The following is an 18,457-nucleotide window of genomic DNA, read 5'->3' on the forward strand; positions in this document are numbered from 1 at the left end:
TGGCAGTACTCCACGCGGGATGAGCGAGACCTGACGGCTGAGGTGCCGAGGAGGCCTGCGGCGGTGTTGCTGTACAACTCGCAGGCGCGTTGCCGGACGCTGGTGGTCGATGTGGACGTGCCCGGCGACGAGGGGCTGGAGCTGCTGCACCAAATCGTGGCGCTGCTGGAGCGTTGCGGCGCACGCGTCGTCGTGGATCGGTCCCCTGCGGGCAAGCATCACGTATACGTGCCCCTGCGCGACGGTCTTAGCGTCGAGGAGGCAGGGACGCTGGCGAAAGCACTGGCGCACCGCTTCCCGGGCGTCGATCCTCTGCCCCACACCACGGGCGCGACTTCGGGCTGCATCCGCACGCCGGGCTCGCCGTACAAGGACGGCAGCGGCTACCAGGAGCTAGTCACGCCCCTGGATACGGCGCGACGGGTGCTGCTCATGCGCAACGGCTCCGAGGTGATCGGGGCGCTGCGCCGAGAGCTGACCGAGGAGCTGGCTGCGGGGGCTCGCGAGGCGATGACGCTGGCGCGGCCCCTGGAGGAGCTGGAGGAGGAGGCGGCGGTGCTCAACGCGCCGTTCGTCGGCCGTGTCATGGCCCCGCGCTTCGTAACCCTGGCCCAGGAGGGGCTGTACCGGGAGGCCGGCTACGGAGATCGCTCCACGGCGCGTATGGCGGTGCTGTGCGCGGCAGCGAGGGCGGGACTGCGATTTGAGGACGTGGTGGCCCGAGTGGAGGACGGGCGCTGGGCGGGCCTGGTCGAGCTGTTCCAGAACGCCAACAAGCCGGGGCAGCTGCTCGGCAGGGAGTGGCGGAAGGCCGTTGCTTTCGTGGCGAACAGCCAGCGCACGAAGAAGCCTGTCCGCCACTGCAACACAAGCGAGGAAGTAGAAGTCACGAGGGGGGCACCCAGGGCTCGCACGAGCGAAGAGATCGCGATTGACGAGCATCGCTTCATTCGGCGTTGGCGAGCGGTGCTGGCTGAGGTGGAGGCGTTGGAGCTGTCTGGGCCTCGGGGAATGCACGCACGGTTCCTCCTGCGGGCTCTGGCTGCTGCTGCTCATCAGAAGGGCTCCCGGCACATCGAGTTCGGGGTGCGTTCTCTATCGCTGGCTCTCCCGGTTCAGCCTTCGACGGTCTCTCGCGTCCTGGCCGAGCTGCGATCTGCGCAGGACCCGTGGCTGGTGCTGGTACGAGAAGGGGAGGGAACCCGGGCTGACCTGTACGAACTGCGCATCCCTGCCCGTCACGCCGAGCGCGTCGATCGCGTCGAGCTGCCGAGCGGGAAGGTTTACGCTCTGCGGCCGGCGTTCCGTGAGCTCGGCGTGGTGGCGGCACTCGTCTTCGAGGCGATCGAGCACGGTGCTCCCTCGATCGAGACGGCCCGAGTGCGTGCCGCGGTGTCGAGGTCAGCGGCCTATGAAGCGCTAGAGCTGCTGCTGGCCTGGGGATTGATCGAGCGCGACGGCCAGGGCCGGCTGCTGGCGGTGCCGTCCCGGCTGGGGGAGGTGGCTGAGCGCGTGGGTGCAGCCTTGGTCGTGGGGCTGCTGGTCGAGCGGTTCCGCGCCGAGCGGCGCGCGTGGATCGAGCACCTGTCGCGCCATGCCGTCTCGGCCGAGTGGTGGGCTGCGGTCGTGCGGGATGGTCCGCCGCCGGATGTAGACCTGGAGCCCGAGCTAGTGAGCGTCGCGTAGCGCGGTGTCGTGGTGGGCGCGCTTGTCGATGAGGACAGAGAGACGGAGGAGCTGCCATGTGGATTTTCAGGGTGCGCAAGGTGCAGATCGCACTGGCTGCCGTGGGGGCGATCGTTCTGGTCCTCATCGGCCTGGCGGTTGTGGGCCAGTTCTCCGCGGTGCCGGAGGACGAGAGGATCGATGTGAGACCCACGAGCGAGGAACCCAGCGTGGTCGGGCTGGATGATCCGACCCAGGAAGCGAACCCGGTGGTGCTGCCGCTGCCGAGCACGCGCGAGCCCCAGGAGCTAGCTCCCGCGGTCGCGGAGGTGCTTGGCAGCGCGGACACGGCCCGGTTCCAGGAGGCGTACTACGTGGCGACGATCGCGTCGGCTGCGCCGGAGATCCCCAACGAGGGCGCGGAGCCGACGACTCCCCAGCAGTGGGCGCAGCAGGTCGTCACGACGGCGTGGCAGTCGGACTCGTGGGCGGATCGAGCGGAGTTCAAGACGACCGATGAGTTCACCGCGCAGAAGGTGACGGTGGTCGAGACCGGCGAGTTCCTGGACTACTTCGCGCCGGCCACGGCACAGGGCTCGGAGCAGGCGCGAGAGTTCCTGACCGGCGAGGGCCTGGTGGTGATGGAGGTTGAAGGGGTGATGCGGCGCGAGCTGACTGACCCCGAGGACGGGGTGCGGAAGCAGCAGGACATGGGCACGGTCACCTGGACGGTGGCGATGCTGTGCGCCGAGGGTGAGGACTGCAAGGTGTTCCTGGCCGTGCCCGGCACTCTCGAAGAAGCAACGGAGGAGGGCTGAGCCATGGGTGATCTGTTGAAGGATCTTGCCGGAGGAGCGGGTGCCCTCGTAGGTGGTCCTCAGACAGCGCTGACGACCGTTATCGGCGGCAATGCGTCCCCGGTGGCTCTGGTCGGCAGCGCGGCCCAGGATGCGATCGGTGATGCGATCGAGGGCAAGGCCGAGGAGTTCCTGTGGAACTTCGCGCAGAGCGTCGTGGATGGGACGCAGGTGCTGTTCCACATGATTGTGGATCTGATGCTCCAGTTGACCGAGCCCCAGGTGACGGGTGAGTTCATCTACACGATGGGTGGGCGGATCTTCTTCATTAGCCTGCCGCTGATCGTGGCGTTCGCGGCGCTGCGGATCATCTCGGCGTCGGTGCGGGCGCAGGCGCTCACCGGGGCGCGGGATGCGTTCCTCGGCGCTGGCGTGTCTGTGCTGGGGACGGTGGCGCTGGTGCCGCTGACGGCCATAGCGGTGCGAGCGGTCGATGCTGTGGCGGACGGGATGTTGAGAGCAACCCTCGCTGATGGTGACCAGTTCGTCGATGAGGTCATGGCGGCGGTCGTGCAGCTGGGGACCTTGGTGGGGAACCTGGTCGGCGGTGCGGAAGTCTCCGGGCCGATCTCGCCGTGGGAGGTGCCGGCAGGCGGCGTCATCGCCACGTCACTGATTTGCATTGCGGCCGCGGGGCTGCTGATGGTCGCGTGCGTCATCATCGGCCTGGCGCTGGTTGCTCGGAACATGCTGCTGTACATCGTGATCGTCGTCGGGCCGCTGTGCCTGTCGGGGCTGGCGTGGGGGCCGACACGGCGGTGGGCGTCGATCTGGCTGGGCTGGATGGTGGCGCTGATCTTCACGAAGCTGGCGATCGTCGTCGTCATGGGCCTGGGGGTTCTGGCGGTCACCTCGACAATCCAGTCCGGTGCCGTCAGCGTTGATCCGCTGCCGGGGCTGACCACGGTCCTGTCCGGGGTGCTGATGCTGATTCTGGCGGCGTTCATGCCGGTGGCGTGCTTCGCGCTGTTCGGCTGGATGGGCGAGGCCGGCGTGCGGGAACTCCAGGGAGCTGCCTCCGGCGCGCAAGGAGCGCTCACCTCGGTGCCAGCGACTGCCCTGTCTGCGGGACAGACGGCCACCGGGCGGCTATCGGCACTGCTTGACGGTGGTGGCGGCTCGGGCCAGGGCAGTAACTCGGGCCTAATCGGTGGAGAGGCCAGCGGTGACAGTGGAGACGCTGACACGGCCGCTGAGACCGGCAAGGATGCGGCGATCGCCGCGACGGCCGGGACCGGTGGTCTCGCTGCCGGCGCGGTGGTCGCCAGTGAGGTTGCTTCGGAGGCCAGCGAGGCTGGAGAGGACGTTGCAGAAGGTGTGCAGGAGAACATCGGCGGCACGGTCTCCGAGACGACCGAGACGACCGAGACGACCGAGACGACCGAGACGGCCGGCGACGGCCCTACCGATGGACCGACCACAGCGGGTGGCGAGCAGCCGTACTCCGCGGAGGGGCCGGCGCCGGGGGAGAACGCCGGGGACGGTGGCAGCGCCGCTCCAGTCGTGTCCGATGTGCCGGTGAGTGGCGAGGGGCCGGCGGCGGGGGAGCCGGCACCGGGCGAGGCTCCGCCGGGTGGGACGGAGAACAGCGCCCCGGTGGACGTGCCGGCAGCGCAGATGCCGTTGCCGGAACCGGCACCGATGGCCACGGACACGGGGACCTCGGAGGAGCCGGTGTCATGGGACTTCCCTCCCGCACCGGGAAGCGCTCCGCTGGAGGTTCCGGTGACCGGTGAGAACGCGGAAGGGGGCAAGTGATGGGTGACGGTGATGATCCGGTCAAGCCCCTGGTGCCCGTGAGCGACGGCATGGCCTCGGCGCGAGAACTGCTGATCTCTATCGCGGGGACGATCGCCAATACTGCGATCCTCGCCACCGTCGCAGCACTGGTCATCGGCGCAATCCTGTGGGGCGCTGGCATCGGGCTCCAGCGCCCCGGTCTCAGCCAGAACGGCGTCCAGACCCTCATTGGAGCGGTCGCCTGCGCGATCGTCGCAGCGGGGCTCAACGCGTGGATCGCGTGGTTTGGGGAGCAGGCGATCTCCATCTGGAACTAGCCCAGCTCCAGCCACAGCGGGGGTGTCACGGCGGAAGCCGGGGCACCCCCTCGCTGTGTCGTGACGGGCTGGCTTGTCCCTGCGTGGGCGGTGAGAGGCACCGCCGATGAGTCGTGGAGGAGCCAGAGATGTTGGACGAACTGGTGGCAGGAACCGACCCGGGTGTGACGCCGACGTGGGACGCGCTGCCCCCTGGAGTGCGGACGTTCCTGGTCGATGTGGTGGGAACGCTGATGAACGTCGGCATCCTTGCGGCCGTGGCCGTGCTGATCGCCGGGGCGATCGTGTGGGGCTTCGGCTCGCTGAGCAACCGGCCCGGCGTTGGCAGCGTCGGCGTGAAGATCCTCGCGATCGCGGCGGTCGTGGCGATCGTGTGCGCGGGCGCGAATGCGGCGATCGGATTCTTCGCGGGTCAGGGCGTGGCGATCTTCTCCTGACCGGGAGGAGGGAAGGAGGAAGCCGGTATGGCTGTGGAAACAGAGGAGCGCCGGGCCACGGCCCGGTTCCCGAGGCTGTCGGGCCGCGGCCTAATCATGGGCCTTGGCAAGGCCCAGCTGGTGTTGATCGGTGTCGCGTTCGTGAGTCTGATCGCGGCATTCATGACGGGACGGTGGCTGTTCTTCGCGGCCATCATCGTCGCGTCGCTGGCGCTAGTGCCGACCTGGTTTACGGGCAGGCCGCTGATCGTGTGGGTGCCGCTGCTGTGGCAGTGGGTGCGGCGCAATGCGCGCGGGCAGGCGTCCTACCGGGTGCGGCCGCTGGCCCCTCGCCCCGCGGGAACGCTGGGGCTTCCGGGTGATGCGGCACGGCTGCGGGTGCTGGTCGATCAGCGCACCGGGGCGGGGCTGCTGCACGATCCGAGCACGCGGACGCTGACGGCGGTCGCCAAGGTTGAGCCGATGGACTCCTTTGCGCTGGCAGAGGGGTCCCGGCAGGACGTGGTGGCCGGCGCGTGGGGTTCGCTGCTGTCGAGCTTCTGCACCGACTCCTCCAACGGGGTGACCCGGGTCGGAGTGCTGCTGCGCTCGGTCGGCGACGGCGGCGAGGAGATCAATGCGTGGTTCCTGGAGCACGGCAGCGATCAGGTCTCCCCAGCGGCATATGAGGCGTATGCGGACTGCCTCTCGCGGTCCCGCACCGACTCGATCCGGCATGAATCGTTCGTCTCGATCACGCTGGACATGAAGGTCGGCGGGGTGGCCGCGCTGATCCGTCAGGCCGGCGGTGGCGTGGCCGGCGGCGCGGAGGTGCTGCGCAACCGCATGGAGTACGTGCGGTCGCAGTTCACGGAGGCGTCCCTGTCGTTCGTCTCCTGGGTCAGCTCGGATGACGTGGCGGTCCTCGCCCGCACTGCCTATGACCCGGACGTGCAGCCGGAGCTGGAGGCACACCGTGAGGTGGGCCGGTCCCTGGCGGGGGCCGGTCCGATGGGGCTGGACGAGTCGTTCACCTACCTGCGGACCGAGGCCGGCTATCAGCGGGTGCTGCTGGTGGTGGAGTGGCCTCGCAAGGCCACCACGGCGGGGTTCCTCCAGCACCTCGTGGTCGCCCAGGTGCGGCACACGTTCGCGCTGATCTACGAGCCGATCCCGACGCGGAAGGCCATGGCGCAGGCGCGGCGAGCTTCGACGTCGGCCGAGACCTCGCGGATCTGGGAGCGGAAGTCCGGGGCCGTGGACACGGTGGAGCGCAAGCGCGAGCGGGCGGCTCTGGCGCGCGAGGAGGAGGCGCTGGAGTCCGGGCACGGGGCGCTGAACTTCGCGGGCCTGGTGACGGTTTCGGGGCACACCCTCGATGAGCTGCGCATGGCGACAGAGCAGGTCCGCACGGCCGCGCTGCGGTCGGGGTGCGAGCTGCGGATCATCGGTGGAGAGCAGGCCTCGGCGTTCATCGCCGGGGCGCTGCCGTTCGGAAGGGGTCTGTGATGGTGGAAGAGCGCACCAAGCGCCGGGTGATGCGCGCCCGGATCGGGAAGCTATCGAGGGAGGAGCTGCGCGAGCTGCGCAAGGCTGAGCGCCGACTGTTCTCCGATGCGTACAAGGAGGAGGCCGCGCAGCGGGCGCGGGTCGCGGAGCAGGAGAAAGCGGCCTGGCGGTCGCGGGACTACCTGCCCGCGGCTGGCGAGGACGGGCCGGCGGCGCTTCGCACGCCCCGGTCGTTCGTCGCGCCGACCCATCGAGCGGACTCGGGGATTCTGGGGCTGGCGTACCCGTTCCTGGCGGACCCCGGGCTGGGGACCAAGGGGACGATGGTGGGGCGCAATCTGCTGGGGGGCAGCGCCTTCGTGTACGGGCCGTTTGACCTGTACAAGGAGGGCATCATCTCCGATCCGAACATCATCATCAGCGGCAAGGTGGGGGAGGGGAAATCGACCCTCGTCAAGGTGCTGACCAGCCGCGGGGCGGCGTTCAACTGTCGCTCCTACGTCCCGGCTGACGTGAAGGGCGAGTGGACGGGGCCGTGCCGCGCGATCGGCGGCTCGGCGTTTGAAATCGGGCCGGGGATGCCGGCGCGGATCAACCCGCTGGCCAACCCGATCCACCGACCCCCCTCGATCAGCGAGGAGGAGTGGGTCATCACCTCCCGGAACCGGCGCGCGATGCTGCTGGAGTCGATCACGGAGCGGCTGCTGAACCGGGAGCTGTGGGCGATGGAGCGCAGCGCCCTGGGCTACGCGCTGGAGCAGGTCGAGCGGCGCGAACAGGAGGAACCGACCCTCGGCGAGGTCGTGCACGAGCTGTTCAATCCCCAGAAGAACAGCCACGACCGGGTGCCCGATGGGTTCGGTGGCATCGCTGAGGTCGCCACGAACTCGCGGGAGGTCGGGCACGCGCTGGCGCGGCTGACGACCGGCGCACTGAGCGGGGTCCTGGATCGTCGCTCGGAGGGGGTGCAGTTCGATCCCTCCGACCCGATGGTCTCGGTGGACGTGTCGCGGCTGCGCGGCAGTGAGCTGCTGGACGTGGTGATGACCTGCACCTCGTCGTGGATGGAGTCGGCCCTGATGGACGGCACCGACTCGCGGCGCTACATGATCTATGACGAGGGGTGGCGCGTGTTCGCGCGACCCCCGCTGCTGCGCCGGATGCAGGAGCACTGGAAGGTCGCCCGGAACTGGGGCATCTCCAACGTTCTAGTGATGCACGGGTTCGGGGACCTCCAGACGGCCGGCGACGGCGGGGAAGCCTCCCGCGCCATGGCCGCGAACCTCGTCAACGACTCCTCCACCGTGATCTCGTTCCGCCAGTCCGGCAAGGCCGTGGCCGCGGCGCAGGAGATGCTGGACCTGACCGACACCGCCTCGAGCCTGCTGACCCGGCTCCGGCGCGGGCAGTCGCTCTGGCGGATCGGGCAGCGGATGAGCCTGGTCCAGATCACCCGCACCGAGCGCGAAGCGGCCCTGTTCGACACCGACGAGCGGATGGTGAGCCATGGCGCGGCGTGACACACGAGACGAGATGCGGCGTCGAGTTGGAGGGCTCGATGCCGCACTGCCGTACCTGGTGCTGGCGGTGCTGGTGCCGCCGGCGCTGCTGTGGGGAGCCGGCTGGATCGTGGCGAAGCTGACCGGGCGGGCGTACAGCGCCGGCCCGGGGGAGCTGTGGGCGGCGATCACCGGTCCCGGGCAGGCCGAGGCCGCGCTCGGCGCGGGCTCGCCCGTGGCGGTGTGGGCCGTGTTCGCGGCGTTGCTGGCCGTGGTGGGGTTCTTGGCCGTGGCGATGTTCCGCACGGTGCGGGGACAGCGCGAGCAGCAGCGCCAGGAGATCCAGAAGGAGAAGGGCCTGCCAGATAAGAGCGTGGTTGCGCGCGAGTACGGAGAGCGCTCCGTGATGACGCGGCGCAAGCAGATCCGGCCCGACTTCGTGCCCGAGAGCCGGCGTCCCCGGGTCACCGACTACGCCTTCTATGACGGCCGCTGCCAGGGCGTGAAGGTGTACACCACGTTTGAGACCCCGACGATGCTGCTGGCACCGAGCCGGGTCGGCAAGACGCAGAACGTCATCGCGCCGCGGCTGATCGAGGCCCCCGGCGCCGTGCTGTCCACCTCCACCAAGACGGAACTGGTGCGGCTGACGTGGGAGCACCGGGAGAAGCTGGATGGTCCCATGCTGATCTGTGATCCCGAGGGCGTGGGCGCAGAGGCCGGCCTACCGGGCACGGTGCGGTGGTGCCTGTGGTCCGGGTGCGAGGACGTGACCGAAGCGCTGTCGCGGGCGAAGGTGCTCGCCGCCGGCGGCTCGACCGGCGTTCAGAACGGCGAGTTCTGGGAGAACGTCACCAAGCGAGTGTTCACCCCCCTGCTCCATGCGGCGGCTCTGTCGGCGGAGACGACCATGGCCGATTTTCAGAAGTGGTGCTTTGATCCCAAGTTCGCCGAGGACGCCCTGACGATCCTCCAAGAGCATCCGGGCTCAGAGGATCTGGCCGCGATGCTGGAATCCGTGGTGAAGATGGACGACCTGGAGACTCGCGCGAATATGTGGGCTCCGGCAGCGAACGTTGGCACCGCGTTGGTGGACCCGCGTATCCGAGACACGTTCGGTCCTGCGGGGGAGCAGCTGAACGTCGATGACTTCCTGCGCCGCTCCGGCACGATCTACCTGATCGCCCAGGAGAACGGCAACGCCTCGTCGCTGGCGCTGACGCTGGTCGATGCGGTGTGGCGGCGCGCCGTCGTGCAGGCCAACAGCGCCCCGGGCGGACGGATCGAGCCGCCGATGCACCTGAGCCTCGATGAGATCGGGAACATCGGCACGCTGCCGGTGCTGCCGCGGATGATGAGCGAGGGCGGCGGTCTGGGTATCCAGACCACCGCCGGGTTCCAGTCCCTCGCCCAGGCCGAGCTGCGCTACGGCGCGGCCGGCGCTCGTGCGCTGTGGGAGGCGTCCACCCAGCGGTTCGTGCTCGGTGGTGTGGTCGATGACTCCGTGCTCAGCGCCCTGTCCCGGATCACTGGGACGCGGACCATCGTGCAGGAGTCAGTGAGCACCAATCGAGGGGGCCAACAGCCGGGTCGGTCATACTCCGAGCGCGAGGAGAACGTGCTGGAAAAGAGCCAGATCGAGACGATGCGTCGCGGTCTGGCCTGTGTGGTCGAGGCAACGAAGCACCTCATCGTGGTGGAGCTGGAGCCAGCCTTCCGGCGCTACCCGAAGAAGAAGGATCGGGAGGCGGGGGACTCTCGTCCGGTGGCTGCGGGGGCAGTGCCGGGACTGACCGAGACGAAGATCGAGACCCCGAAGGGTGAGCAGTGATGCCGAAGCAATCGCGCGAGGAGTATCTCGCTGAGCGAGCCCAGACGGTTGAGCAGCTGACTGAGGCCATGGCTGATCGAGTCGCGGGGATCGCGACCGGCGCGGAAGCGCAAGAGCTGGTGGCGTTCGTGGCGCAGTTCCGGTCGCGGTCTCCGCGTAACGCGATGCTGATCTATCAGCAGTGGGAGGCGCGCTGCCGGGCACAGGAGGACCCGGCGCAGCGCCCGGAGCGGCCCAGCATGATCGCTGGTTACAAGCAGTTTCAGGAGATGGGCCGGCAGGTCCGCAAGGGCGAGAAGGGCTATCAGATCTTTTCGCCCGTCACGGCTAGGTTCGCCTCGGCCACGCCCCAGGACGCGAACTCGTGGCGGCGGCTCGCGCCGCGCGAGAAGCCCAACCCGGGAGAGCGGGTGGAGTCCAAGATGGTCGGGGTCAAGCCGGCGACCGTCTTCGACATTTCCCAGACGGACGGGCCGGAGATCCCGGCGCTGCCGACGTGGGAGCCGCTGGCTCCTGGCCTCGTCCCGGAGGGGCTGCGGGAGGCCGTGGAAGCGGAGATCGTGGCCGAGGGGTACACGCTGTCGGGCACTGTCGACGGGCAGACCGGCGCGGAAGGCTCCACCGACTTCCGCTCCAAGGTCGTGACCTTCGATGCGAGCCGCGCCGAGAACGAACAGGTGGCCACGCTGCTGCACGAACTGGGCCACATCAAGCTGCACTCCCCAGCGGCCGGCTCCGACATGCTCAACAGCGCAGCCCACCGGGGGCAGATGGAGTTTGAAGCGGAGACGTTCGCTCACGTCATTGCCGGCCTGCACGGCATGGACACCTCGGCCTCGTCGGACGCCTACGCCGCCGGCTGGACGTTCGGGCAGAACCACGCCGATCCCAGCCGCACCGCCGAGATGACGGTCAACGCTGCCGATCGGGTGATGAAGGCGGTCAACGGCACCATCGACCGGATGCCGGTGGGCGGGGACCTCGGCACCGGAGCACCGCCCAAGCCCGAAGGACAGGACACGCCGAGCCCCGAGCAGCGGCGCGTCAGGAACGCTCTGCGCATGGAGGCGCAGGCCCCGGCGAAGATCCGCGAGGAGTCGCCAGTGGAGGACGGGCCGCGGCCGACGCTGCGCGCCCGACGATGAGGAAGGCAGCCAGCGATGAGCACACCGACCGACCGAGACCCCGAGGGCCAGGAGCGCGCGCAACGGCGCGCCTTCGATGCGCGCTGGGAAGCGTGGACACAGCAGTGGGAGCGCGAGACCGGATTCAGCACTGGGCTGGAGGTGCGCCGGGCGATGCTGACCGACGAACCGCCGCGGGTAGTCCTCGGCCGTGAGGGGCTACCGGATACCGCCGATGAGGTCACGCTGTCGCTGGGCCGCGACGATGGGCCGGCAATCCAGCAGCATGACTCCGCGGGGCAGCAGCTCTCGCTGCGGCAGACCGCGAGCCTGCTCGCGATGACCGGCCCCGCGCTGCAAGGCGCACGCGCAGCGGTCCTCGATGGGCTGGAGCAGTCCGAAGCAGCGGCCGGGCGCACACCCGCCGATCGCGCGCCGGCCCCCGCGCCGGCCGCGACGGTGCGAGAGCGCAACGCAGAGCGCATGGCACGACAGGTGCCGGCGGGAATCCGAGACGAGGACCCGGTGGCGTCGCTGCGTTCGACTGGGCCGCGTCTGAGCCGATGAGGAGAGTTCGGGCTCACGCCGTCGTGGGCCAACAGCGGGCACGCCGCCGACGCCAGTACGCCGAGTACATGGCCTCGGCGGCGTGGCATATCCGCCGGCGCCGCTGGGTCGAGGAAGAGGAGCAGCGCACCGGGGCCCCGGTGTGCTGCGCCGTCTGCGGCAGCGAGGACTGGGACGACCTGCACCACCTGACCTATGACCGGATGGAGCAGGAGCGGCACGGCGACATGGTGGCGCTGTGCCGTCCCCACCATGAACAACTGCACCGGGCCTATGACGCGGGTCGTTGGCGGCACTTAGGCTACGAGGCGGTGATGCGGCGACTGCTGCGTCTAGCCCGCGAGGAGCACGAACGGCGGCGAACATGACGCGATGGTGGATGCGCGAGGGGGCGGGCCTGGTCGAGGACCAGGGCCGTCCTGCTGTGCCGTTCCACGCGCTGCACACCGCCCGCGACCTGCCGGATGCGGAGTCATGGCTGGAGGTGCCGGGCACCCGCTGGGGCCAGCGACACCGGGAACTGACCGCCCGCACCAACTTCAACCACCTGGAGAAGGTGTACCCCTTCGTACAGCGCGTGGTGGCTGTGGAGGAGCGGTGGCGGTCTCTGATGGTGCGCGACGTGGACGCGTGGCGGCTGGAGAGCGTGATGGGGGTCCTCGAGGACGGGGGCGCGGTGAACCAGGCCGCGCTGTCGGCGTTGCTGCGCCGGCTGCTGCGCGCTCACGTCGAGCAGATCGAGGCTCCAGAGGTCAGCGAGGAGCTGCCGCGGCTGCTGGAGCGAGCCGGCGCGCACCGAGCGGCCCGCGCCGTTGCGGGCTCGCTGGATGACGAAGCGGTGGTGCGGGCGTATCTGACGATCGCGGCCGACACCTCCCCGGTGCCGGAGGTCGATGCGCTCGGGGCACGGTTCCCCGCGCATGCCGTCGTGGTGGAACGGCTTGTCCAAGCAGTGAGGAAGAGACCGGAACTGGTCACGGTGGGGGCTCCGCTGGGTGGGGCTCCGTCGTGGCAGACGTACGAAAGGTGGGTGTTGGGATGAGTGACCACGAAGACGACTTCGCGGACCTGGAACTGGAGATCGAGCAGACCGACGAGCCGGAGGTGGCCGAGCTGCCGACGCCCGTGGATTGGATGGGGCTGTCGATCCACGAGTGGGGCGAGGAGATCGGCCGGCTGCGGCTCTGGGTCGCGCAGATCGTCACGGAGTGGGCTCTGCCGGCGTCCGTGATCCTGCCCTGCTGGGAGCAGCACCCCGGGCAGGTGCAGCTGCTCGGTGCGCTGCGCGATGGGTACGACACGCTGTACCACGAGATGCAGCCGGGCACCGGCTCGGTGGACTGGCAGCGGTACTGGGCGTGGGGGCGCTCGGAGCTGGCCTCGATCACCGGCTCCCTGCGCTGCACGCCGACCGAGCATCGCGCCGACAAGCTCCAGGATTGGGCTCGGTCGATCGCGGAGGAAGGCGAGGGGAGCGAATACGCGGCGGCTGCTGATTCCCGCGTAGAAATGGCGGTTCACAATCACCTCAACAAGGGCCGCACCGGCGGTCCCTTGAATGTGGTGTTCGTCGATTTCAGCAAGGAGCGCTGAGGAACAGCGGGCATTAAGTCGCTGGGACGCAAGAAAGGCCGGGGCAAATGCCCCGGCCTTTCTTTGTGGGGCCGGCTGTCAGCGCAGCGGGCGAGAGGGGCGCTGTGCGTCCTCGTCCTGGAAGGGCCCCTCCGGCTGCGCGGTGTGCGGCTGGGCGGGTGTCGGGGTGCTCTGGCGGGCGCGGGCGTGGCGCTGGCGGTTCTCCTTCGCCGCCGGCCCCTCGGGCATCTCGCGCCGCACCTTCGCCTCCTGGCGCAGCTCGTTCTCCTGTGCGTCTAGGTCGGTGAGGTCCAGGCGCGCGGTGTGGATCGACTTCGCGAGCGACACCTCGGTGCGGTCGGTCTTCTCGACCTCGGCCTGAGCGCGCGCGGCCTGGGCCGTGGCCTGCTCCACGCGGGCCGGGAGGCCGGCCGCGCTGACGGTGCGGTGAGCGGCCTCGGCCGCGGTCGCCTGCACCCAGGTCTCGGCCGCGGTCTCCTCGGGCACGGTGCCGTGCGCGGCGATGAAGCGTTCCTCGACCTCGGCGGCGGCACGCTGCGCACCGCGACGGCGCAGCATCCCGGCCGATGCTGCCGCCTCGCGGGCCTGCTGGAGTGCGGTCAGCTCGGCCCGGAGGGTCGTCGCGTGCTCCCGCACTGCCTGCTCGGCCGCGGCGTCCATCTGCTGCTGGGCGGCGCGGGCGGCGGCTGCTGCCTGCTCGGCCTCGCGGCGCATGTCGGCGGTGTGCGCCCCGGCGCTGTTCTGCTCGGCCGACGCGCGGGCGATGACGGTGCGGGCCTCGTCGCGCTCGGCGCGGATGCGGGCCTGCTCCTTGGTGAGGCTGGCGGCGAGACCGAAGGGCCGGCGCAGCGAGTCGGTGGGCTTCGCGGGCTCGTAGATCGCGGCGTGCTCACGGGCGCGCTGCTCGGTGCGGGCCTGCTCGGGGTCCATCACGGTCCGCGTCTCGATCTCCTCGGCCAGACCGGACAGGTGGTGGTCGATGCGTCCGAGCTGCTTGCGGGACTTCTCCAGCCGCGCGCCGACCTCCTCCAGCTGGCGCTGGGCGATCTCACGCCGCTTCTCGGCGGTGCGGATCGTCAGGGCATCGGCCTGGTCACGGCGGGCGACGGCCACGGCCGGCTCCAGCTCCACGCTGATCTTCTCGGCCAGCGTGTGGTGGCGGTTCTCGTCGCTGCGGACCGTGGCGGTGAGCCGGTCCCGGCGGCGGGTGAGGCGGTCGTGGACCACTCCCGGATCGGGCAGGTCCCCGTAGGGGCGCTGCCGCCACGCCTTGGCGTCCCGGGCCGGCTCGGCCTCCGCGTTCGTGCCGGCGCGGTCGAGGTCGCGGGCGACGAGCTGGCGTAGCTGCTCATCGGTGAGGTCGTGGCGCTCTCGGAGCATCGCGTCACTGAGCTGGGTCAGCACAGCGCTGGTGTCGGCCCCGGCGACCAGGGCGCGGTTCTCGAGCTTTCCACGGGTCATCCCCACGTAGAGCTGGGCGGCGGTGGTGTCGTCGGAGACGACCGTGACGGCGCGGCGGGTGGTGACGCCCTGCGCGCCGTGGATGGTGCTGGCGTACCCCAGGGCCACGCTCTCGGCGGCGTACTCGGCGGGGATCTGCTCGGTGCGCTGGTCGATGCCACCGGAGAGCGTCACGGTGCCGTCCTCGGCCACGTCCCGGACCGTCCACACCTCGCGGTTGGCGACGGTGAAGTCCTCGCCGCGGTGGTTCCGGCGCGTGGTCACCACGTCTCCGATGTGCAGCACTGCGCCGTCGCGGCCGGCGGCGGTCGTGGTGGTGGTGTTGAGCTGGCCGGCCTCGATCCGGGCTTCCTGGATCGCGGTGTTGATCGCGTCCACGGTCTCGTTGTTGGTGGCCATGACGGCGATCGACTCGCCGGCCCCGTGGGCGGTCAGCCAGGCGGCTGCGGCCTGCTCGGTCTGGGCGGCGCTGTCGCTGAGCCGGTCCACATGGCCGTGCTCGTGAAGCCACAGGGCCACCTCGTGCGCCTTGGCGGGCGTCCCCGCGGTCCTCATGTCACGGGAGATCTCGGCGTAGGCGGTGTCGGCCACGCGGGGGTCATCGGCGCGGCGGAACCGGTGGATCGAGTGGAGGTCCACGCGGGCGTCCTCGGGCACCTGGGCCTGGACCAGGGCCATAGCGCCGGAGTGCCCCACGGGGCGGACCTGGTGGGGATCACCGACCAGGGCCAGGCGTGCCCCGGTGTCGTCGGCCACGGTCAGCAGCGCGGCCATGGCGTCCACGTCCACCATGCCGGCCTCGTCGCAGACGATCACGTCGCCGGCGGCGAGCTGTGCGGCGGCGCTCGGGCCGTAGTAGATCGAGCCGTCCGTGTCGGTGTCCCCGGAGGCGAGGCGCTGCCAGGTGGTCTGCCCGGAGGGCGCGGTGCGCCACCGGAACCCGTGCTGGTACAGCAGCGCGTGGAGGCTGGAGCCGTCAGCACCGATCTCGGCCTGCGCCACCTGCGCGGCCTTCATCGTCGGGGCCACGGTCAGCATCCGGTGTCCCTCGGCGGCGATCGCCCGCTCTGCGACGGTCAGCATCGTGGTCTTGCCGGCCCCTGCCGGCCCCTCGATCGTCACCAGCGGGGAGCTGCCGGCCGCGGCGCGGGCCGCGGCGATCTGGCGATCATCGAGCCGCACCGGATCGTCCCCAGCGGCGGCACGCTCGGCGTCCACCACGGCGACGGCCGCGGCAATCGCCTCGACGGGCGCGGGCGCCGGGTCCCCGATTGCCGCGCGAACGGCGGCGCGCTCGGTGATCCGGGCGCGGGCCTCGCCCACGGCGGTCAGCCGGAAGGTCTTCACGTCCTCGGGGCTGCGGACGTCGGCCGGAGCCAGCGACTCGACCTCCAGTAGCGCCCGGGTCTCGATCTCCCCGATGAGGCGGTGCAGCTCCTCGGGGGCCGCGGTCAGCTGCGCCTGCGCGACGGCCATGGTCGCCCCGGCGCGGAGGTCCACGCGGGAGAACCTGCCCTGAGAGCGGACGGCCCGCTGATCGGTCCAACCCAGCGCGTAGGCGGTCAGCTGGTCCCGGTCCACCTCGTGTGCTTCGCGGGGCTGCACCGGGGCCGGCGGGCGGGCGACCAGCACGGCGGGGTCCACGTCGGCGATCTCGCGGCGCATCTGATCGCGCCACTGGTCCTCGTCCAGCTCCTCGGGCTTCTGCGCTCGATCCAGCGCCCACGCCTGCCGGTCCCACGATTCGATGAGCCGCGGGCTCGGCTCCTCGCCCGGATTCGCGGCCCTCCACTCCCGCTCGAAACGGGCCTTGTTCCGGCCGATCTGGGCCGCGCGCTTACTCATCGGGTCCACGACGTGAGACAGCTCCGCGATCTCTCCCTCGTCGTTCAGCGTGTACCCGTGCGAGGCCAGCGCTGCCCTCCAGCGGGCGTCGGTGCGCGCTGCCAGCTCGCCGCGGGCGTTGACGAGGACCTGGTGCCGGAACACCTGCTGTGAGTCCACGTTCGACCACTTTCCATCGGCGCCCTGCACCTTGGCGTTGAGCCAGAGGTGGCGGTGCGCGTGGGGGTCCAGGGACCGGGAACGCTCGTGGTCCAGGGTCACGACTTCGACCTGCGCCAGGCCGATCCGCTGCTTCCCTCCCGCGCCGCGGCGGGTGGTCAGCTCCTCGCTCCAGGCGGTGACGGTCTCCTCGGTCACCCGGTCCATCAGAGCGTCGAACTCCTCGCGCAGCTCGGGGTGCAGCACCGCCGCCAGCGAGTAGGACTTCGGGGCGTTGATCGTCGCGTCATAGAGCAGATGGGCGTCGGGGGAAGTCATCGTCCGGCCGCGCTGCTCGCCGGTCTCGGGGTCCACGCCGTCGATCCACGCGCGCAGCTGCTCGGCGTCGAGCCGGTCGCGCTGGATGCCGTCTGTCCGGGCGGTGTGCCGGACAACGGTGGGTGCGTCGTCGGGGCCGTACGCGGCGGCGGCATCCGCGCCGGCCGAGACCTGGCGCTCGACCTCGGCGGCGTCGCAACCGCCCTGGAGGGCGTAGGCCGTGGCGTGGCGAATCCCGTGGCCATCAACACCACGTCGCCAGACCTGAACCCCTCCGCGCATGCGGCCAGCGTAGCGCACCCACCACGTAGTGCTTACGTGCATAGCAGAATTTGATGGGAGGGCTGGATGGTGGGGCGGCACAGCGGGCGGAGCGAGCCGGTGGCGCTGAAGGAGCCGGCTCGTCGTCGTGAGGGAGGGGTGGCGGGCGCGTGAGCGGGGAGCTGTTGTAGCGGTGCGGCTGGTCAAGGAGACGGCAACGAAAGGGACAGCGATGGACGAGCAGAGCAACTACCAGGATCGTGGACGGCTGATCCGGCTGGAGGGCCGGCCGATCGAGCCGGACTGGATGACGCTGCTGGGGGCGGTGCGCAATGCCGTCCAGACGGGCAGGGCGGCATTGCGTCGTTCCTGTCAGACGTGATGTGGGAGGGCGTGGATAACACGGTGGTGCCCCGCCCGGCCGCGCTCGACTACCCGTTCATGCGGCGCTGGCTCGCCGCGCGCGAACAAGCCGCGATCGACTACCTGTGCGACGGCTGGCGTTATGCGTTGTACGACCCCGAGCCGGAGCTGCCGACCAGGCGTTGGCGCGGCTGGATCTTCCCCGTTGCGCTACCAAGGCGAACGAGTGGCAGCACTTCATGTACGTGAATAAGCTCCTGGACCAGGACGGCCCGGTGGAATGGTCCGTGGGCTACTGCAACGACTGCCTATGGGCCGTGCTGACGCTGGATGACGAGAAGCAGCCGGGACCCTCCTGGTGGCTGTTCTACGACCAGGAGACGACATGAGTCCCGCTTCCTCCCGTCAAGCAGACGCGGGGGCCGATCCGCGTTCCGGCGACCTCCTAGAGCTGCTGGGCCTGCCGCCAGCGAAGCTAGAGCGGTCTCGTTATGCAAGACGCACGGAGCGGGAGCGGTGCTGCGGCGTCCTGCCAGACCCGCTCTGAACGCAAAGGGGTATGGCCGAGTGATGCATTGTCGGGGGTGGCTGTGACGATAGGAACCACGACGCCACCAAGGGGGACTGTCATGGACAGTGAAATCGAGGGGCTCAGCGAGACCGGGCTACTCGTGTTCGTAGGGACACTGGGAGGCCTCGCTGTCGTCATCGTCGTGGCCGCGCTTCTCGCACTCGGGTTCGCGCACCGCCACCGGATGCTGACGGGCTGCGGCGTGTTCCTGGGCGGCGCTGCGATCGGCACGCCGGTACTGATCGTCGCAACCATCATCGCCCGGTCGATCTAGTCGGCCAGCGGCGGTGCGCGACTCTCGGCTGAGTGGGCGACGGAAGCACTGGGCGTCGATAGGATCAACACCCCAGGCCACCAAAAC

The 18,457-nt window shown here is 70.1% G+C and carries 18 protein-coding genes; 17 read left to right on the top strand and 1 reads right to left on the bottom strand.

Annotated elements, in window-relative coordinates:
• The first annotated feature begins 63 nt into the window (after positions 1–63).
• The 13 genes from BN4251_RS02660 (at position 64) to BN4251_RS02720 (ending at position 13,118) form a co-directional block, all read left to right on the top strand.
• On the top strand, positions 64–1,686 hold the full coding sequence (locus BN4251_RS02660; protein ID WP_140398363.1) for a hypothetical protein: 1,623 nt from the start codon (positions 64–66) through the stop codon (positions 1,684–1,686).
• A 56-nt stretch (positions 1,687–1,742) separates the two neighbouring features.
• Positions 1,743–2,483, top strand: coding sequence for a hypothetical protein (locus BN4251_RS02665; protein ID WP_087483610.1), 741 nt, complete (start codon positions 1,743–1,745; stop codon positions 2,481–2,483).
• Between the two features lie 3 nt (positions 2,484–2,486).
• Positions 2,487–4,280: a type IV secretion system protein gene (locus BN4251_RS02670; protein WP_087483611.1), complete on the top strand. Its 1,794-nt coding sequence runs from the start codon at positions 2,487–2,489 to the stop codon at positions 4,278–4,280.
• The gene (locus tag BN4251_RS02675; protein ID WP_140398364.1) at positions 4,280–4,579 is read left to right on the top strand and encodes a hypothetical protein; all 300 of its coding nucleotides are present in this window, start codon (positions 4,280–4,282) and stop codon (positions 4,577–4,579) included. Before BN4251_RS02670 ends, BN4251_RS02675 begins: the two co-directional genes overlap by 1 nt.
• A gap of 131 nt (positions 4,580–4,710) precedes the next feature.
• On the top strand, positions 4,711–5,016 hold the full coding sequence (locus tag BN4251_RS02680) for a hypothetical protein (protein ID WP_212647573.1): 306 nt from the start codon (positions 4,711–4,713) through the stop codon (positions 5,014–5,016).
• A gap of 27 nt (positions 5,017–5,043) precedes the next feature.
• Positions 5,044–6,504 (top strand): SCO6880 family protein, encoded by a 1,461-nt coding sequence (locus BN4251_RS02685; RefSeq protein WP_087483614.1) that lies wholly within the window; start codon positions 5,044–5,046, stop codon positions 6,502–6,504.
• A complete protein-coding gene (locus BN4251_RS02690) occupies positions 6,504–8,024 on the top strand; it encodes a hypothetical protein (RefSeq protein WP_087483615.1) in 1,521 nt (506 codons plus the stop codon). The genes BN4251_RS02685 and BN4251_RS02690 overlap by 1 nt, the downstream gene beginning before the upstream one ends.
• A 13-nt stretch (positions 8,025–8,037) precedes the next feature.
• A complete protein-coding gene (locus BN4251_RS02695) occupies positions 8,038–9,834 on the top strand; it encodes a type IV secretory system conjugative DNA transfer family protein (RefSeq protein WP_140398365.1) in 1,797 nt (598 codons plus the stop codon).
• On the top strand, positions 9,834–10,979 hold the full coding sequence (locus tag BN4251_RS02700) for an ArdC-like ssDNA-binding domain-containing protein (protein ID WP_087483617.1): 1,146 nt from the start codon (positions 9,834–9,836) through the stop codon (positions 10,977–10,979). Before BN4251_RS02695 ends, BN4251_RS02700 begins: the two co-directional genes overlap by 1 nt.
• A gap of 15 nt (positions 10,980–10,994) precedes the next feature.
• The gene (locus BN4251_RS02705; RefSeq protein WP_087483618.1) at positions 10,995–11,525 is read left to right on the top strand and encodes a hypothetical protein; all 531 of its coding nucleotides are present in this window, start codon (positions 10,995–10,997) and stop codon (positions 11,523–11,525) included.
• The gene (locus BN4251_RS02710; RefSeq protein WP_140398366.1) at positions 11,522–11,893 is read left to right on the top strand and encodes a hypothetical protein; all 372 of its coding nucleotides are present in this window, start codon (positions 11,522–11,524) and stop codon (positions 11,891–11,893) included. Before BN4251_RS02705 ends, BN4251_RS02710 begins: the two co-directional genes overlap by 4 nt.
• A complete protein-coding gene (locus tag BN4251_RS02715; protein ID WP_140398367.1) occupies positions 11,890–12,567 on the top strand; it encodes a hypothetical protein in 678 nt (225 codons plus the stop codon). Before BN4251_RS02710 ends, BN4251_RS02715 begins: the two co-directional genes overlap by 4 nt.
• Positions 12,564–13,118, top strand: a complete 555-nt coding sequence (locus tag BN4251_RS02720; protein WP_087483621.1) for a hypothetical protein — start codon at positions 12,564–12,566, stop codon at positions 13,116–13,118. Before BN4251_RS02715 ends, BN4251_RS02720 begins: the two co-directional genes overlap by 4 nt.
• Positions 13,119–13,196: 78 nt before the next feature.
• Here BN4251_RS02720 and mobF read toward each other — a convergent pair whose 3' ends face one another.
• Positions 13,197–17,183, bottom strand: a complete 3,987-nt coding sequence (mobF, locus tag BN4251_RS02725) for a MobF family relaxase (RefSeq protein ID WP_170931790.1) — start codon at positions 17,181–17,183, stop codon at positions 13,197–13,199.
• Between the two features lie 211 nt (positions 17,184–17,394).
• Here mobF and BN4251_RS18175 point away from each other — a divergent pair, with 211 nt between their 5' ends.
• The 4 genes from BN4251_RS18175 (at position 17,395) to BN4251_RS02730 (ending at position 18,370) form a co-directional block, all read left to right on the top strand.
• Complete coding sequence (locus BN4251_RS18175; protein ID WP_170931791.1) at positions 17,395–17,544, top strand: hypothetical protein; 150 nt, start codon at positions 17,395–17,397, stop codon at positions 17,542–17,544.
• Between the two features lie 11 nt (positions 17,545–17,555).
• Positions 17,556–17,774 carry a hypothetical protein gene (locus BN4251_RS17880; protein ID WP_140398368.1) on the top strand — a complete coding sequence of 73 codons (219 nt, stop codon included), beginning with the start codon at positions 17,556–17,558 and terminating at the stop codon, positions 17,772–17,774.
• Positions 17,765–17,914, top strand: a complete 150-nt coding sequence (locus tag BN4251_RS18180; RefSeq protein ID WP_170931792.1) for a hypothetical protein — start codon at positions 17,765–17,767, stop codon at positions 17,912–17,914. Before BN4251_RS17880 ends, BN4251_RS18180 begins: the two co-directional genes overlap by 10 nt.
• 240 nt (positions 17,915–18,154) lie before the next feature.
• The gene (locus BN4251_RS02730) at positions 18,155–18,370 is read left to right on the top strand and encodes a hypothetical protein (RefSeq protein WP_087483623.1); all 216 of its coding nucleotides are present in this window, start codon (positions 18,155–18,157) and stop codon (positions 18,368–18,370) included.
• The last annotated feature ends 87 nt before the right edge of the window (positions 18,371–18,457 follow it).

Source organism: Brachybacterium massiliense (genome assembly GCF_900184245.1).
GTDB classification, from domain to species: Bacteria; Actinomycetota; Actinomycetes; order Actinomycetales; family Dermabacteraceae; genus Brachybacterium; species Brachybacterium massiliense.

Coding starts and splice junctions, on each gene's coding strand:
- BN4251_RS02675 (WP_140398364.1), top strand. CDS start 4,280: ATGGGTGACGGTGATGATCCGGTCAAGCCCCTGGTGCCCGTGAGCGAC.
- BN4251_RS02710 (WP_140398366.1), top strand. CDS start 11,522: ATGAGGAGAGTTCGGGCTCACGCCGTCGTGGGCCAACAGCGGGCACGC.
- mobF (WP_170931790.1), bottom strand. CDS start 17,183: ATGCGCGGAGGGGTTCAGGTCTGGCGACGTGGTGTTGATGGCCACGGG.
- BN4251_RS02720 (WP_087483621.1), top strand. CDS start 12,564: ATGAGTGACCACGAAGACGACTTCGCGGACCTGGAACTGGAGATCGAG.
- BN4251_RS02705 (WP_087483618.1), top strand. CDS start 10,995: ATGAGCACACCGACCGACCGAGACCCCGAGGGCCAGGAGCGCGCGCAA.
- BN4251_RS02670 (WP_087483611.1), top strand. CDS start 2,487: ATGGGTGATCTGTTGAAGGATCTTGCCGGAGGAGCGGGTGCCCTCGTA.
- BN4251_RS02685 (WP_087483614.1), top strand. CDS start 5,044: ATGGCTGTGGAAACAGAGGAGCGCCGGGCCACGGCCCGGTTCCCGAGG.
- BN4251_RS02700 (WP_087483617.1), top strand. CDS start 9,834: ATGCCGAAGCAATCGCGCGAGGAGTATCTCGCTGAGCGAGCCCAGACG.
- BN4251_RS18180 (WP_170931792.1), top strand. CDS start 17,765: ATGTACGTGAATAAGCTCCTGGACCAGGACGGCCCGGTGGAATGGTCC.
- BN4251_RS02730 (WP_087483623.1), top strand. CDS start 18,155: ATGGACAGTGAAATCGAGGGGCTCAGCGAGACCGGGCTACTCGTGTTC.
- BN4251_RS02690 (WP_087483615.1), top strand. CDS start 6,504: ATGGTGGAAGAGCGCACCAAGCGCCGGGTGATGCGCGCCCGGATCGGG.
- BN4251_RS18175 (WP_170931791.1), top strand. CDS start 17,395: ATGGACGAGCAGAGCAACTACCAGGATCGTGGACGGCTGATCCGGCTG.
- BN4251_RS02715 (WP_140398367.1), top strand. CDS start 11,890: ATGACGCGATGGTGGATGCGCGAGGGGGCGGGCCTGGTCGAGGACCAG.
- BN4251_RS02665 (WP_087483610.1), top strand. CDS start 1,743: ATGTGGATTTTCAGGGTGCGCAAGGTGCAGATCGCACTGGCTGCCGTG.
- BN4251_RS02695 (WP_140398365.1), top strand. CDS start 8,038: ATGCGGCGTCGAGTTGGAGGGCTCGATGCCGCACTGCCGTACCTGGTG.